12 protein-coding genes are annotated in these 13,754 nt (G+C 61.0%); 7 read left to right on the forward strand and 5 right to left on the reverse strand.

The window, feature by feature from the left end:
• Both CWO91_RS13040 and CWO91_RS13045 read right to left on the reverse strand, forming a co-directional pair.
• The coding region (locus CWO91_RS13040) for a Rieske (2Fe-2S) protein (protein ID WP_130213818.1) at nt 1-642 on the reverse strand (642 nt) is incomplete at its 3' end.
• Nucleotides 643-1,026: 384 nt separating this feature from the next.
• Nucleotides 1,027-1,905 carry a GNAT family N-acetyltransferase gene (locus CWO91_RS13045; protein ID WP_130213819.1) on the reverse strand — a complete coding sequence of 293 codons (879 nt, stop codon included), beginning with the start codon at nt 1,903-1,905 and terminating at the stop codon, nt 1,027-1,029.
• A gap of 349 nt (nt 1,906-2,254) precedes the next feature.
• On the opposite strand from CWO91_RS13045, the gene CWO91_RS13050 reads away from it, so the two are divergent.
• The 3 genes from CWO91_RS13050 (at nt 2,255) to CWO91_RS13060 (ending at nt 5,218) form a co-directional block, all read left to right on the forward strand.
• Nucleotides 2,255-3,178 carry a 2-hydroxyacid dehydrogenase gene (locus CWO91_RS13050; RefSeq protein WP_130213820.1) on the forward strand — a complete coding sequence of 308 codons (924 nt, stop codon included), beginning with the start codon at nt 2,255-2,257 and terminating at the stop codon, nt 3,176-3,178.
• A gap of 13 nt (nt 3,179-3,191) precedes the next feature.
• Nucleotides 3,192-3,548 carry a cupin domain-containing protein gene (locus CWO91_RS13055; protein WP_130213821.1) on the forward strand — a complete coding sequence of 119 codons (357 nt, stop codon included), beginning with the start codon at nt 3,192-3,194 and terminating at the stop codon, nt 3,546-3,548.
• A 212-nt stretch (nt 3,549-3,760) separates the two neighbouring features.
• On the forward strand, nt 3,761-5,218 hold the full coding sequence (locus tag CWO91_RS13060) for an NAD-dependent succinate-semialdehyde dehydrogenase (RefSeq protein WP_130213822.1): 1,458 nt from the start codon (nt 3,761-3,763) through the stop codon (nt 5,216-5,218).
• Nucleotides 5,219-5,351: 133 nt separating this feature from the next.
• On the opposite strand, the gene CWO91_RS13065 is transcribed toward CWO91_RS13060, so the two are convergent.
• Nucleotides 5,352-6,041: a haloacid dehalogenase type II gene (locus tag CWO91_RS13065; protein ID WP_130213823.1), complete on the reverse strand. Its 690-nt coding sequence runs from the start codon at nt 6,039-6,041 to the stop codon at nt 5,352-5,354.
• Nucleotides 6,042-6,383: 342 nt separating this feature from the next.
• Here CWO91_RS13065 and CWO91_RS13070 point away from each other — a divergent pair, with 342 nt between their 5' ends.
• On the forward strand, nt 6,384-7,760 hold the full coding sequence (locus CWO91_RS13070) for an aspartate aminotransferase family protein (protein ID WP_130213824.1): 1,377 nt from the start codon (nt 6,384-6,386) through the stop codon (nt 7,758-7,760).
• A gap of 16 nt (nt 7,761-7,776) precedes the next feature.
• Here the strand turns inward: CWO91_RS13070 and CWO91_RS13075 are convergent, their stop codons facing one another.
• Both CWO91_RS13075 and CWO91_RS13080 read right to left on the reverse strand, forming a co-directional pair.
• Nucleotides 7,777-8,253, reverse strand: coding sequence for an Lrp/AsnC family transcriptional regulator (locus CWO91_RS13075; RefSeq protein WP_130213868.1), 477 nt, complete (start codon nt 8,251-8,253; stop codon nt 7,777-7,779).
• Between the two features lie 108 nt (nt 8,254-8,361).
• A complete protein-coding gene (locus CWO91_RS13080) occupies nt 8,362-9,687 on the reverse strand; it encodes an NAD(P)/FAD-dependent oxidoreductase (RefSeq protein ID WP_130213825.1) in 1,326 nt (441 codons plus the stop codon).
• Between the two features lie 390 nt (nt 9,688-10,077).
• Here CWO91_RS13080 and CWO91_RS42895 point away from each other — a divergent pair, with 390 nt between their 5' ends.
• From CWO91_RS42895 to CWO91_RS13090, 3 genes are all read left to right on the forward strand, one after another.
• Nucleotides 10,078-10,227 (forward strand): hypothetical protein, encoded by a 150-nt coding sequence (locus CWO91_RS42895; protein ID WP_165405415.1) that lies wholly within the window; start codon nt 10,078-10,080, stop codon nt 10,225-10,227.
• A 141-nt stretch (nt 10,228-10,368) separates the two neighbouring features.
• Complete coding sequence (locus tag CWO91_RS13085) at nt 10,369-12,057, forward strand: ABC transporter ATP-binding protein (RefSeq protein WP_130213869.1); 1,689 nt, start codon at nt 10,369-10,371, stop codon at nt 12,055-12,057.
• Nucleotides 12,054-13,724 carry a peptide ABC transporter substrate-binding protein gene (locus CWO91_RS13090; protein ID WP_130213826.1) on the forward strand — a complete coding sequence of 557 codons (1,671 nt, stop codon included), beginning with the start codon at nt 12,054-12,056 and terminating at the stop codon, nt 13,722-13,724. Before CWO91_RS13085 ends, CWO91_RS13090 begins: the two co-directional genes overlap by 4 nt.
• Nucleotides 13,725-13,754 lie beyond the last annotated feature (30 nt).

Below are 13,754 nucleotides of genomic sequence, written 5' to 3' on the forward strand. Positions count from 1 at the left end.
GCCAAGCGGCGCGCGTTCCCGCCGCGGCGCCTCGCCGTCGCAGTCTGCAGCCACGCGGCGGGCGCCGTGGAATAGCGCGAGATAGGCTTGCTCCTCCGGCAGCATAGGCAGGAGATTGGCGAGTGCCGTGAGGATCGTAAGACCGACGCCCCAGCCGTCGCGGTTTTGCACCCCGAACAGCGCCACCTGCCGGACGATTTCGGTTCGCGGTACGCCCGCCGCGAGCTGACCATGAATGGCCTTGGCAATGACGAGGCCGAGGTCGTGGGCAAGGCCATCCGCAAGACGCTGATGCCAGTGTGCGGCGGGATCGGCCTGGGTGAACGTGGTCTTCACCCAGACGTCACCGTTGCGCACCTCGACGGGGCAGATCGGCACGTCGTCCGCCCACAGATCGAAGGTGCAGCCGCTTTCAAGATCGAAGCGCGCGTGGTGCCAGTGACAAGTCAAGATGCCATCCTCGACGGTGCCGCGCTCGAGCGGGAAGCCCATGTGCGGGCACCGATTGTCGAGGGCGAAGAGGCGCCCGCGGTCGTAGATGACGAGGATCGGACGATGGCCGCCGCGCAAAACGAGCCGTCCCTTGATCTTCAATTCCTCAAGGCTGCCCGCCAGTGCAAATTCCTTGCTGGGCGCGTCCATGCATGCCTCCCGTTGTCGCTTTGGAGCCGCTGCAGGTAGTTCGCAACATAGGCATCCTCTCTCGCTAAGGCGAGAGGATATCGTGGCCTAGAGCTGAGCGGATAGCGAAGAGGTTGGCTAATCAGAGCTTCGACTTCAGCCGATCGGCAACACGGCGGTCGATCTCGGCAGACGCTTCGTCGAGGATCGGGACGCTGAACCGACGTTGATCTCGCCGAGCACGTAACTGTCGGTCCCGTCGGCGCCGCGCTGCTTGGGTTCGTCTCTCTGGGGCTTCGCGAGCGACTCGTACCTCTGCTGGCCGCCCTAGCCACGGCCCATCTCTGTAGGGTCGCGATCGGCACCGTTGACACCAGTTTCCCCATGGAGGTTCGCTTCATAGCCTCAGCTCAACGCGTGACCGGCTAGCCCGTAAACCCACGGCTCGTTTTCCCTTCGGTTCAGAAATCGCCGGCCCTTAGACATCGTTGTGACGGTGTCGGTCATCCCGAGGCGGCTTTGTTGAAGGAAGTCGGCAAACAGACCCGTCTGCTCCCGCGTATCGACGCGGACGAATTGTCCCGCGAGATCCTTAAGATGCACGGCGGTGAGATGGATCGCGTCACAATCATTGCAGGCGACGATCGGGCCGATCACATGACCGCGCCCGAATTCGCGCTTCATGGAAAAACCGACGGCCTCTCCGCCGCGCCGCAAGACGGAGATTGAGGCACCTTCAGAAAGCAATGCGAGCAGCTTCTGCCGGTTAGTTCCGAACGCGCGTTCATCCAGTGCCGCGATCTCTCCGATGTTCGCCGTGGACAGCGAGCTCAGTTCACCGGCCAGAGCCGGCACCGGCGGAGGTGGTGAGACGATTTCTCCTTGCCACAGATACACGGTGGCTTCCTTCGTGAACCCCAGTGACAGATACAGGTGATAGGCGGCATGGGTTGAGTTGAGGGTCAAATTCCGGTCGCCACACCGCTCGAAAACCTGCTCCATAAGCCAGCGGCCAGTACCTTGTGCCTGGGTTCGGGGCGATGTGATCACCAGGCCAATCGTCGCGAATTCCTGGCTATAAGGGAACCACATCGCGCTGCCGAAAACGCGGCCTATGCCATCAACGGCGACGATGCCGTGGCCGGCGCGGCGCAGGAAATCCCAGTCCTTGGGGCGATGTGGCCAGCCAACGCCAATCGAGAGCGCGTGAAGCAGCTTCACATCGACTTCGTTGATGTCCTTTGCTGCCAATTTAAAGGACTTCACGCGTACCGTTCGTCCCATTCAGTCCATCCGTTCCTTTGCGGGACGCCAAAACCTGCAGACCATCGCTCCGTTGGCCTCTGCTGCGTGCCGCACAAGCTCTGTTTTTGCAGCAGCATAGCGCGGAAAGCCAGCAGGTTTCGCCTGTTTGGAAGGCGGTATTCGGAATCTTCGGCCGCTAGCGCAACTCAATTCAGCAGGGAAAGCTCCTGGTTGCGGCCTATCGATATCCGGCAACAGCAGGCAGGGTGAGCCCCAGTGAATGTTGAAGGCGTCGCCGGAGGGCTCGCCGCCTTTCCAGCCCTCAGTGGTCGGCCAGGCCGGTCGCAACGCCCAGCATCCCAGGCGAGGACCTGAGAGGACCACGTCGATGGCGTTCCTTTTCAATTCCGATGCTGCTCGGGGGGCAATTTTCCGACAGGCCTTTGCGCGCGAGCTCCCTGATCTCGAATTCTATCATTCCGGTGAATGCGTTGATCCGGAAAAGGTGCGCTACCTGCTGACCTGGAACGTACCCAATGATGTCGCGCGGTTTCGAAATCTGGAAGTGCTCTTTTCCATCGGTGCGGGGGTCGATCAATTCAAGCCGGAGACCATACCCGACCGCGTGAAACTCGTGCGCATGGTTGAAGACGGCATCATACGCATGATGCAGGAATATGTCGTGCTCGGCGTGCTGACGCTCCATCGCGAGATGCTGGCTTATTGGGAGCAGCAGAGAAGGGGCCTATGGCAAGCCCTTGCAAGTGTTCAGTCGACCGATCGGCGCGTAGGCTTCCTCGGGCTTGGGATGCTGGCGCAAGCTGCGATCGATCGCCTGAAGCCGTTTCGATTTCCCCTTGCCGCCTGGAGCCGCAGCAAAAAGACGGTCGAGGGTGTCACCTGCTTTCACGGCGACGATCAGCTTGGCAGCTTTCTGAAAGGAACGGACATTCTCGTCTGTCTTCTGCCCCTGACAAAGGAAACAAGCGGCATCCTAAATGCGAGGCTGTTCTCGTCGTTGCCGCTGGGCGCGAGGCTGCTGCATGTCGGCCGCGGCCCGCAGCTTGACCAGGGCGCACTTATCGAGGCGCTCGACAGCGGGCAGCTGGCAGCGGCCATACTTGACGTCACCGAGCCCGAGCCGCTGCCGGAAAGCCATCGGCTTTGGTCGCATCCCAAGGTGATCATCACGCCGCATATCGCGTCCGTGACGCAACCGCATACGGCGGCACAGTCCGTCATAGAGAACATCCGGCGCTACCGCGCTGGACGAAATCCGATCGGCCTTGTCGATCGAACACTCGGCTACTAACAGGAAAAATGCCATGTCGCTTCTGGTCACCATCGACACCCATCCGGACTTCGCACCGACGAACGCGTTGCCTGCTCCGGAACGGCTCATCTCTGGCAATCCATCCTTCAAGACCTGGGCGCAGGACGCCTCGAAAGGCGAGAAGGTGATGACCGGCGTCTGGGAAGCAACGCCGGGCGAGACCCATTCCATCAAGGGCACCACCTTCGAGTTCTGCCACATCATCTCGGGCCTCATCGAAATCGAGGAAAAGGATGGTGAGACGAAGACGTTCCGCGCCGGCGACAGCTTTGTGATGAAGCCAGGCTTTGTCGGGGTCTGGCGCACGATCGAGACCGTGCGGAAGATCTACGTCTGCCACTATGACTGAGCGCGATGCTGGAGGGCGGCCCCACCATTCGGCCGCCAGAACAATCGACTTTCGGAGCCGCGTCTGACCGGATTCAACGCGGTCAGACGCTTCATTCTCGATGAAAAATGCGGCGCGCGGTCCTGTATTGCTCAGATGAGACGGCTTTGTCTCGCCAATCGCATACCCAGCAGTGATGGCGGTTTAACCCCCAAGGGCAAGGGAACACATACATGGTCGCATTGAAAGACAAGGATCTGTTTCGACAGCAGGCACTGATCGCTGGCCATTGGCGCGACGCGAATGCGAAGGCGACGGTTGAAGTCATCGATCCTGCGAGCCAGAAAGTGCTTGGCACCATCCCCGACATGGGCCGAGACGAGACCCGGGCGGCGGTCGACGCCGCGGCGGGTGCGTTTAAGGATTGGAAGACGAAGGCCCATGCAGAGCGCGCCGCGCTGCTGGAGCGCTGGTATGAGCTCATGCGGCGCCATGAGGAGGATTTGGCTCTCCTGCTGACGCTGGAACAGGGCAAGCCGCTTGCTGAATCGCTCGGAGAGATCCGTTACGGGGCATCCTTCGTCAAATGGTTCGCCGAGGAGGCGCGGCGGATCAACGGATCAACGATCCCTTCGCCCACTGTGGATCGCCGCATTCTGGTGCTGAAAGAGCCGGTGGGCGTCTGCGGGATCATCACGCCCTGGAATTTCCCGAATGCGATGATTACCCGCAAGGTGGCGCCTGCGCTTGCCGCGGGCTGCACGGTGGTGATCAAGCCCTCTGAATTCACGCCTTTTTCGGCAGTCGCCATCGGCGTACTGGCGGAGCGGGCAGGAATTCCACCTGGCGTGATCAATATCGTGACGGGCATGCCGGCGGAGATCGGCAGGGAGCTGCTGGCCAATGAAACCGTCCGCAAGATCTCGTTCACGGGATCGACCCGGGTCGGCGCGCTGCTGATGAAGAGCGCCGCCGACAACATCAAGCGGCTTAGCCTCGAACTCGGCGGCAACGCGCCGTTCATCGTCTTCGACGATGCCGATCTCGATCGCGCCGTCGAGGGGGCGATTGCGTCAAAATTCCGCAATGGCGGTCAGACCTGCGTCTGCTGTAATCGCATTCTCGTCCAATCTGGCGTTTACGATGCCTTTGCCGCGAAGCTCGCCGGCCGCGTCGCGAAAATGAAGGTCGGCCCCGGTACGGAAGAAGGGGTGGTGATCGGGCCGATGATCAACGGCGCGGCGATCGAAAAGATCAAGCGGCATGTCACGGATGCCCTGGACAAGGGCGCAAAGATCATCTCGCAGAGTGAAGCGATGCCGGAAGGCCGGCAATATGCCCAGCCCGTCGTGCTCGGCGGCGCGACGACCGAGATGCTGCTGGCCTCGGAAGAGACGTTCGGGCCGGTCGCACCACTCTTTCGCTTCGAGACCGAGGACGAGGCGATTGCGATCGCCAACGGCACCCCGTACGGCCTTGCCGCCTATTTCTACACTGAAAACCTCAGGCGCTCATGGCGTGTCGCCGAAGCGCTGGAATTCGGCATGGTCGGCTTGAACACCGGCCTGATCTCGACGGAGGTCGCGCCTTTCGGCGGCGTCAAGCAATCGGGCCTGGGACGTGAAGGATCCCAGCTCGGAGTAGAAGAATATCTCGAGACCAAAGCGCTTCACGTCGGTGGGCTAGCGTAAGCGGTCGATCGGTCGATTAGCTGAAGCACGAAAAGGGGGCGGCTAAACCGCCCCCTTTCTCTTTACGATGCGTCGATCTTAATCGAGGTCTTCGGTGCTGAAGCACAGCGAACGACCGAAACCGATGCCGCGTTCACGCGCTCTTGCGGACGGGCTCCAGGCCGACCGCCGCGGCAAGACCTCCGATGCCGGCGACCTCGGTGTATTCGTAGAAGGGGTTCGCGGGCTCATGGCCGCGGTTCACCCACACCTTGCTCTTGATGCCCAAATCGTAAGCCGTCATCAGGTCGTAACGGAAGGAGGAGGAGACGTGCGTGATGTCTTCCGGGCCGCAGCCCAGTCTGTCCAGCATATATTCGAAGCCCTTCATCTGCGGCTTGTAGGCGCCGGTCTCCTCGGCCGTGATGACCATGTGGAAGGGCGCGCCGAGCTTCTCCACGTTCGACACGATGAGGTTCTTCATCGAATTCGATAGAATCACGAGCGGTATTTCCTTTGCGACTCGGGCCAAGCCGGCCGGAACGTCGGGATGCGGGCCCCATGTGGGCACTTCCTGATAGATGCGCTCGGCATGCTCCGGCCGGAATACGACGCCGTTGCGTTTGCAGGCGCGCTCCAGCGCATTGTGCACGACGTCGAGATAGGGCTTCCACGCGCCGAGAACCTCGTCCAGGCGGTAGGCTGAAAAGTCCTTGATGAGCTTTGCCATCGCCGCGGTCGAAAGCTCCGAGCCATAGACTCGCGTCGCCGCGCCAGCCATGTCGAAATTCGTCAGCGTACCGTAGCAGTCGAAGGTGATGTATTTGGGTCTGAACGTCGCCATAGCTCCAATCCTTGCGATCTCACGCACCGCTTGCCGGTACGTCAAACATCATAGCGAGCAGCCGACAAGACAAAGCGCCGATGTCGCGGCGGCCGGGAGCAGATTGTGTTGTATCGGATCGGAGTCGTGGCAGAGAGTTCCGGGAAGAGGGCTCTCCGCGTCGAAACCCCCGATGCCGTGCGCCGCTCAATGTCGGCATAAGATGCCGCGTCGATCGTCAATCAAAGTCGAAACGCCCTCCATCGCCGCCCCGCCTGGGAGCAACTGCCGTCTTCGGCAACTTATGTTGAGCCCGAAACATCGGGCTGACCGCACAAAGCATTGCGGTCGACTGGAGACGATATGTTGAGCAACTCGCTGATTGAACTCGATCGCGCGCATCTGATTCACCCGGTCTCATCCTATCGCAGCCACGAGGCGTCGGGCGTGCGGGTACTGAAGTCAGGGAAGGGCGCGACGCTGACTGATGTCTCGGGACGTCAATTGCTGGACGGCTTCGCGGGTTTGTGGTGTGTCAATGCCGGCTACGGACAAGACAGCATCGTTGAAGCGGCGATGCGGCAGTTGCAGGAGCTGCCTTATGCGACGGGCTATTTCGGTTTGGGCTCGGACCCGGCGATCCGGCTGGCGGCCAGGTTGGCTGAACTGGCGCCTGGCGATCTGAACCATGTCTACTTCACGCTGGGTGGCTCCGATGCCGTCGACAGTACGATCCGGTTCATCCGGTACTACTATCATTCCAAAGGCAGGCCGCAGAAGGATCAGTTCATTTCCCTCGAGCACGGCTACCATGGATCGTCGACGGCAGGCGCCGGGTTGACTGCGCTGCCCGCCTTTCATGCCGGGTTTGGGGTGCCCTATAGTTGGCAGCACAAAATTCCGTCGCACTATGTCTATCGCAATCCCGCCGGTCCCCATCCCCAGGCGATCATTGCTGCGTCGGTCGCTGCCCTGCAGGCCAAAATCGCCGAACTGGGCGCGGAGCGCGTTGCCGCCTTCTATGTAGAGCCGATACAGGGCTCGGGAGGAGTCCTCGTTCCACCGCCGTCTTGGCTGAAGGCGATGCACGCCGTTTGCAAGGAGCACGACATTCTGTTCGTTGCCGATGAGGTCATCACCGGCTTTGGCCGCGTCGGCCCGCTCTTTGCCTGTGAGGAAGACGACGTCGTGCCGGATCTCATGACCACGGCAAAAGGACTGACCTCGGGCTATGTGCCGATGGGGGCCGTTCTGATGTCCGACCGCGTCTACAACACGATTGCCGATGGCGCCGGCAAGGCGACCGTGGGTCACGGTTACACCTATTCCGCCCATCCGGTCAGTGCAGCCGTCGGACTCGCGTGCCTCGACCTTTATGAAAACGGCCTGCTTGAGAACGGCCGCAAAGCCGGGCACCGTCTCATGGAAGGGCTTCGCGCGCTGGCCGATCATCCGCTTGTCGGCGATGTCCGTGGTCGCGGCATGCTGGCCGCAATTGAGCTTGTCACGGACAAGGAGCGTAAGACGCCGCTGCCGGCGGAAGCCGACGCGGCGCGCCGCATCTTCGACCGCGCATGGGACAACGGCCTTATCATCCGCGCCTTTGCCCAAGGCGTGCTGGGTTATGCGCCGCCGCTCTGCTGCACGGATGGGGACATCGATGCCATTGTTGAGCGGACAAGGACTACGCTCGACCAGACGCTCGAAGACAGCGACGTCCGAGCGGCGATGAAAGGATAATCACGGCGCCTGTTCTTTAGCCGTTGAATATGCTCTCGAGAGGCAGATGACATTTCACGATCGGGGACTTCAACACGACGAAACTGAAGTACTTGTCGATACCGATGTCCATCTCGACGAGGCGTTCCATCACCGCCTGGTATTCGCTGATCCCTGCCGTGATGAACTTGACGAGATAGTCGTATCCGCCCGAAACCAAATGGCATTCGACCACGGAATCGATCTTTTCGATTGTCGTGAGAAAGCGCGCGAAATCGATCTGCCGGTGATTTTTGAGGGTGATTTCAGCGAAGACCGTCAGAGTTTGTCCGAGCTTGGCAACGTCGATCTGGGCGGAATAGCCGGTGATGAAGCCCTCAGATTGGAGCCTCTTGACGCGCATCAGGCACGGACTCGGGGAAAGGTTTATCAGCTCTGCGAGCTCGACGTTGGAAATCCGCCCATTCTTCTGCAGTTCGCATAAAATCCTGATGTCGATCTTATCGAGCTTCATAGCAATGCCAGGAGATGGGGGCAAAAAGGGCGTCACGGCCTTGAGAGGTCAGCGTCATACGTGGTGTCATAGCATCAACCAGCATCTTTTCCCACCGGGGCGGCCCCCTTAGAACTCGCTGACCTTGCCCCAGGCGCTCCCTTTCAGCCGCTCCGGCCTGTAGGGACGCGGGTCGACGATTGGCGCACGACCGGTGATGATGTCGGCGATCATGTGCCCCGTGCCGGGCCCAATCCCGAAGCCGTGGCCACTGAATCCCGCCGCAAGGATGAACCCTGGAATAGACTCAACTTCACCGACTGCGGGAATGCCGTCCGGCGTGCTGTCGATATAGCCGGCCCAGACGTTTGAGATGGTGAGGTCCCGGAGTTCTGGCAGCAACTCGCAAGCTCGTCGATGTGTCTGCCGGATCTGCCTCATGTCAGGACGAGGATCGAGAGTCCGGTTCAGCTCCATCGGGGTCACTTCGTCGAGCGCCCATTTCGCCAGAGATTCATGACCATGCCTCATGCCCTCGAAGGCCCCGGGGCTGAGACTTCGCCATCGGCGGGCGAACATGGGCAGGAATTCGCGGCCGAACCTGAATTGCTGCGGTGTCGGATCGACTCGCGCGCGCCCGCTGATTGCCAGCGTGTAGCCGCCATTGCCGCGTCGCGTGGCCGACACGAGCCCTGCGTACAGGGCGTCAGGCAGGCCGGCGGCGCCAGGAGACAGAGCGAGAATCGATTGGCGCACGGATGCCTGCGGAAAACGAATTCCAAGCTGGTTGCAGAACGACGAAGCCCACGCGCCTCCTGCCATGACCGCCGTCTTGGTTCGGATCGTGCCCGCCTCGGTCACCACTCCGCTGACCCGGCCGCCGCTGAGCTCGATGCCGCGCGCCGCGCAAAGCTGGTGCACCGTGCCACCCGCCGCCATGATCCCGCGCGCGGCGATGGGCACGGCCTTTGAGGTATCTGCCGTGCCGTCCGTCGGTGAGAAAACGCCGCCTTTCCACTTGCGGCCGGTCGCCTTGCCTCTCTCGCTCGCCTCTTCCGCGCCCAGCATGTGCGTCGTAACACCGGCAGTCCTGGTGAAGTCTCGCCACTTTGCCCAGCCCGCCAGCTCATTCTCATCGTTCGACAAATACAAAAGGCCGCAGCGTCGGAAACCCGTATCTTCGCCCGTCTCTCGGGCGACTTGCTCCCAGAGATCGAGACTCTTGGTTGCAATCGGCAACTCGCGGGCGTCGCGGTTCTGCTGGCGGCACCATCCCCAGTTGCGGCTGGATTGCTCGGCGGCGACGCGGCCCTTCTCAAGCAAGGCGACCTTGAGGCCTCGACGCGCCAGGTAATAGCTCGTGAACACGCCCACCACCCCGCCGCCGATGACGACGACGTCTGCCTCTCCAGGCAGTGACGGGCTGGATTCGATATGCATGAGTGGCGCGTTCATGGGGCAGGGACTCCGATCGTTGCCGTATCGTATCCGAGCAGTAGCGGCAGGCACGCTGCGGACTTTCGTATTTGGACGGAATATCCTGCGGTTTGTGGCTTGTTGTGCAGGCAGTTATTGCGAAGATATTTCGATTGTACGCCATCTCGTCGGCGCGAGACTGACGGGCGGTCCCTGCACTCCGATCCGCCTTTTGGTTGCCTACAGGCGAGCCCCAACCGAGCGTGCGCGCCGGCAGCCGCAGACCGAAATGCCAAATCGGGCCTCGTTTTTAGAACTTCATGCTGCCTATCTGGCGCGTTTCGGCGACTCCGGGGTGATTGAAGCCATCAGACTTGTGAAACCGGATCAATGGCGATCAACGGGCAGAAATTCAAAAGGTGACGCTTGATGAGTCTCGTCTGGGAGGAGACCTTTGCCGAAGCGATCGAACTCGGCGCCAATGGCAGCCTCTCGGACTTCGACTCATTGTTCGAGCGGTCCACTCGCCTGATCGCCCGCGCTCAGCGACGCTTTTGCCTGCAGAGCCGGCACCTCTGAATCATGTCGTATTCACCGCGTGGAGAATGGCAGAATGAGCGGCGAGTTGTTGATCTGTCCGAGCGCAGCGGCAGCAAAAAGGGCCGAAAAGCCAATCCGAAACAGGATAATGCGACGGGCTTGAAAGGGGAAAATGTTCCAATGACCTCTGCCCCGCAAACTGTAGCCTCGGAACATGTGGCACTCGCGGTCCGCGACCTGACCGTGAGCTTGCCCGCAGGCATGGAGCGGGCGCACGCCGTCGAGAACGTCTCCTTCGATCTGAAGCGCGGTCAGATCCTGTGCATTATCGGGGAATCTGGATCGGGCAAGTCCGTCACCGCCAATGCAATCATGGGTCTTCTGCCGAAGGTGATCCGCGTCTCTTCGGGTGCGATACATCTGGATGGGATGAACATCGTCGGCCTCTCGTCCGATAAGCTCCGCAGCCTCCGCGGCCGCGTGATGTCAATGATCTTTCAAGACCCTCTCTCTGCTCTCAATCCGCTGATGACCGTAGGCGCGCAAATTGAGGAGGTGATGGCGGCGCACGGCGTTGGGACATCGAAATCCCGTCGCAGCCGGGCCATAGACTTGTTGGTTGAAGTGGGTCTGCCCGATCCGCAGCTTATGTATCTTCAATATCCATTCCGGCTTTCGGGCGGGCAACGACAGCGGGTGATGATCGCCATGGCTCTGGCTCTTGAGCCCGCGATCCTGATTGCGGACGAGCCGACCACCGCACTCGACGTGACGACCCAGGCCCAGATACTCGAATTGATCCGCGACATTCAGCGCCGCAAGGGCATGAGCGTCATGTTCATCACCCACGACTTCGGAGTTGTGGCGGAGATTGCCGATTACGTTGTGGTAATGGAGAAGGGCCACTGCGTGGAGCAGGGCAGTGCGGAGCAGGTCCTGAAGTCGCCCAGCCACCTCTATACGCGCCGCCTGATCGCGGCCGTGCCACACCTGACCGGCAAGGACCGCATTCCCTTGGAAGCCGCGGACCGCGCATCCATTCTGAGGGTTGAATGCCTTGGAAAGACATATCGCAGCGGCAGCGCGCTTTTCCGGACGCAGCGCATCGTGCCGGCGGTCAATGGGGTTACGTTCGACCTCACCTCGGGGCGCACGCTGGGCGTTGTCGGGGAAAGCGGTTCTGGCAAGTCGTCGCTCGGCCGGCTATTGATCAAGCTCATGGAGTGCGACAGCGGCTCGATCTTGTTCGAAGGTCGCGACATTGCCGGGCTTTCCGAAGCCGAGTTTCGGTCGCTGCGGCCAAAGATCCAGATGATCTTCCAGGATCCTTTCGCCTCGCTCAATCCGCGATCCACGGTCGGGCAAATTCTCACGATCGGTCCGGTCGCGCATGGGATGCCCTACAGTGAGGCTGCCGAGAGGGCGCGCGAGCTTCTGTCCCATGTCGGCCTGGATTCAGGAGCCTTTGATCGCTATCCGCACGAGTTCTCCGGGGGGCAGCGCCAGCGCATCGGCATCGCGCGGGCGCTGATGTTCAAACCAAAATTGCTGATCGCCGACGAAGCGGTGTCGGCGCTTGACGTGTCGATTCAGGCCCAGATCCTGAAGCTGCTGGACCAGATTCAGCGGGAGACCGGCGTTTCGATGATTTTCATCACGCACGATCTGCGCGTCGCAAGCCAGATCTGCGACGAAATCGCCGTCATGCATCGAGGACAAATCGTGGAGCGCGGACCGCCATCCCAGATCTTCCTCGACCCGAAATCCAGCTACACGCGAGAATTGGTGGCAGCGATCCCCGGCGAGCAGCCCGGGAGCATGCCCGAGCATGCAGACTATGGCGGATATCACAAGGGAGAGACGTTATGACCAAGCGTTCTGCGACGACATCGAACTACTCGCGGCGTGATGCTCTGCGAATGGTGGCGATCGGCGGAGCTATCGGCCTCATCGCGCCCAATCTGTTGGGCAAGCCTGCCTTCGCGCGCACCTCTCCGGCAAAGCCAACCGGCCGCGTGATCGTCGGACTTGGGCAAGAGCCGACCGTCTTCAATCCGCTGATGGCCCACGTTGAAGTCGATGACGGCGTGCATTTCTCGGTTTTCGACGCGCTCTTCCGCATCGATCCCCAAGGCGTCATTCAACCCAACCTTGCCGTGGAAGTGCCGAACCAGAAGAACGGCGGCATTTCGGAGGATGGTCTCAAGTGGCGGCTTCGTTTGCGCGACGATGTCCGCTGGCACGACGGCACGCCTTTCAGCGCCGAGGACGTGAAGTTCACTCTCGAACTGATCACAAATCCCAACTTCCGGAGTTGGCGTACGGCCGGCCATGCTCTCGTGCGCGACATCACGGTGATCTCGCCCACGGAGATCTCGTGGCGAATGGAAGAGGCCTTTGCGCCGTATCTGTCGTTCCTGACTGAAACTTTCGTTGTGCCCAAGCACATCCTCGAGAAAGAGGCCAATCCGAACAACGCTGCCTTTAACCAGGCGCCGGTCGGCACCGGTCCGTTCAAGTGGGGCCAGCGGGTCGCCGGCGATCATCTCGAGCTCGTCGCCAACACCGAGTATTTTGGTGAAGGCCCTCACATCGAGAGGCTGGTCTTCAAATACATTCCCGATCTCACCGTCCTCTATACACAATTCAAGAGCGGCGACATTGATCTCGTGGGTCAGCCCTACATCACGCCCGATCACTATGGGGAAGCCAAGACGCTGCCGAACCGCGTGGTGACGCTCGTCCCAAGGACCTCGTTCGAGTCCTTTTACCTGAACCTCGAGCGCCCGCAGTTCAAGGAGCTTGCGGTTCGCGAGGCGCTTTACGCGGCGATCGACAAGGAGGCGATCATCCAGGGGCTCTATTACGGGGTGCCGACGCCGACGGAGACCTTCATGCCGCGGCAGTCCTTCTACTTCAACGCCAATCTGCCACTGCACCAATTCGACCTGAGTCGCGCACGCAAGATCCTCGATCAAGCCGGCTGGGCCCCGGGAGGGGACGGCATTCGTACCAAGAACGGCGTTCGTCTGTCCTTTACCAATTCGACCACGTCGGGCGATCCCCTCCGCGAGCAGGTGCAGCAGTTCCTGCAGCAGACGTTTGCGCAGCTGGGCGTCGAGATGAAGATATCGAACCTGCCCGCCGCCGTGATGTGGGGCGAATTCTGGATGCAATCGCAGTTCGATTCGGTGATCGTCGGCAGCTCGTATCTGATCGGCGCTGACCCAGATGTCACCAATCGCCTGCACTCGCGTTCGATCGGAGCGAAGGGCGGCCGCGGCTCGAACAATGCGCAGTACGCAAATTCGGAGGTCGACGCTCTGCTCGACAAGGGCGCGCGCACCTTCGATGCTGAAACCCGGCGCGCCATCTACTCTCGCGTCCAGGAGCTTGTCCGTCGCGACCTGCCTTTCTTGCCGCTGTACCAGAGCAATGCGGTCGAAGGTCTGAAGAAAGGGATCAACGGCTTCGTGCCGAACGGCAATACGCGCACGGAATCCTGGAACGCGCTGGCCTGGTACTGGGCGAGCTGATGTCCTGCCGCCGGACCTGCAAGGACGGCG

Source organism: Bradyrhizobium genosp. SA-3 (assembly GCF_004212635.1).
In the GTDB taxonomy this organism is placed as follows: Bacteria; Pseudomonadota; Alphaproteobacteria; order Rhizobiales; family Xanthobacteraceae; genus Bradyrhizobium.

Coding starts and splice junctions, on each gene's coding strand:
- CWO91_RS13070 (WP_130213824.1), top strand. CDS start 6,384: ATGTTGAGCAACTCGCTGATTGAACTCGATCGCGCGCATCTGATTCAC.
- CWO91_RS13050 (WP_130213820.1), top strand. CDS start 2,255: ATGGCGTTCCTTTTCAATTCCGATGCTGCTCGGGGGGCAATTTTCCGA.
- CWO91_RS13060 (WP_130213822.1), top strand. CDS start 3,761: ATGGTCGCATTGAAAGACAAGGATCTGTTTCGACAGCAGGCACTGATC.
- CWO91_RS13090 (WP_130213826.1), top strand. CDS start 12,054: ATGACCAAGCGTTCTGCGACGACATCGAACTACTCGCGGCGTGATGCT.
- CWO91_RS13065 (WP_130213823.1), bottom strand. CDS start 6,041: ATGGCGACGTTCAGACCCAAATACATCACCTTCGACTGCTACGGTACG.
- CWO91_RS13080 (WP_130213825.1), bottom strand. CDS start 9,687: ATGAACGCGCCACTCATGCATATCGAATCCAGCCCGTCACTGCCTGGA.
- CWO91_RS13085 (WP_130213869.1), top strand. CDS start 10,369: ATGACCTCTGCCCCGCAAACTGTAGCCTCGGAACATGTGGCACTCGCG.
- CWO91_RS13045 (WP_130213819.1), bottom strand. CDS start 1,905: ATGGGACGAACGGTACGCGTGAAGTCCTTTAAATTGGCAGCAAAGGAC.
- CWO91_RS13055 (WP_130213821.1), top strand. CDS start 3,192: ATGTCGCTTCTGGTCACCATCGACACCCATCCGGACTTCGCACCGACG.
- CWO91_RS42895 (WP_165405415.1), top strand. CDS start 10,078: ATGAGTCTCGTCTGGGAGGAGACCTTTGCCGAAGCGATCGAACTCGGC.
- CWO91_RS13075 (WP_130213868.1), bottom strand. CDS start 8,253: ATGAAGCTCGATAAGATCGACATCAGGATTTTATGCGAACTGCAGAAG.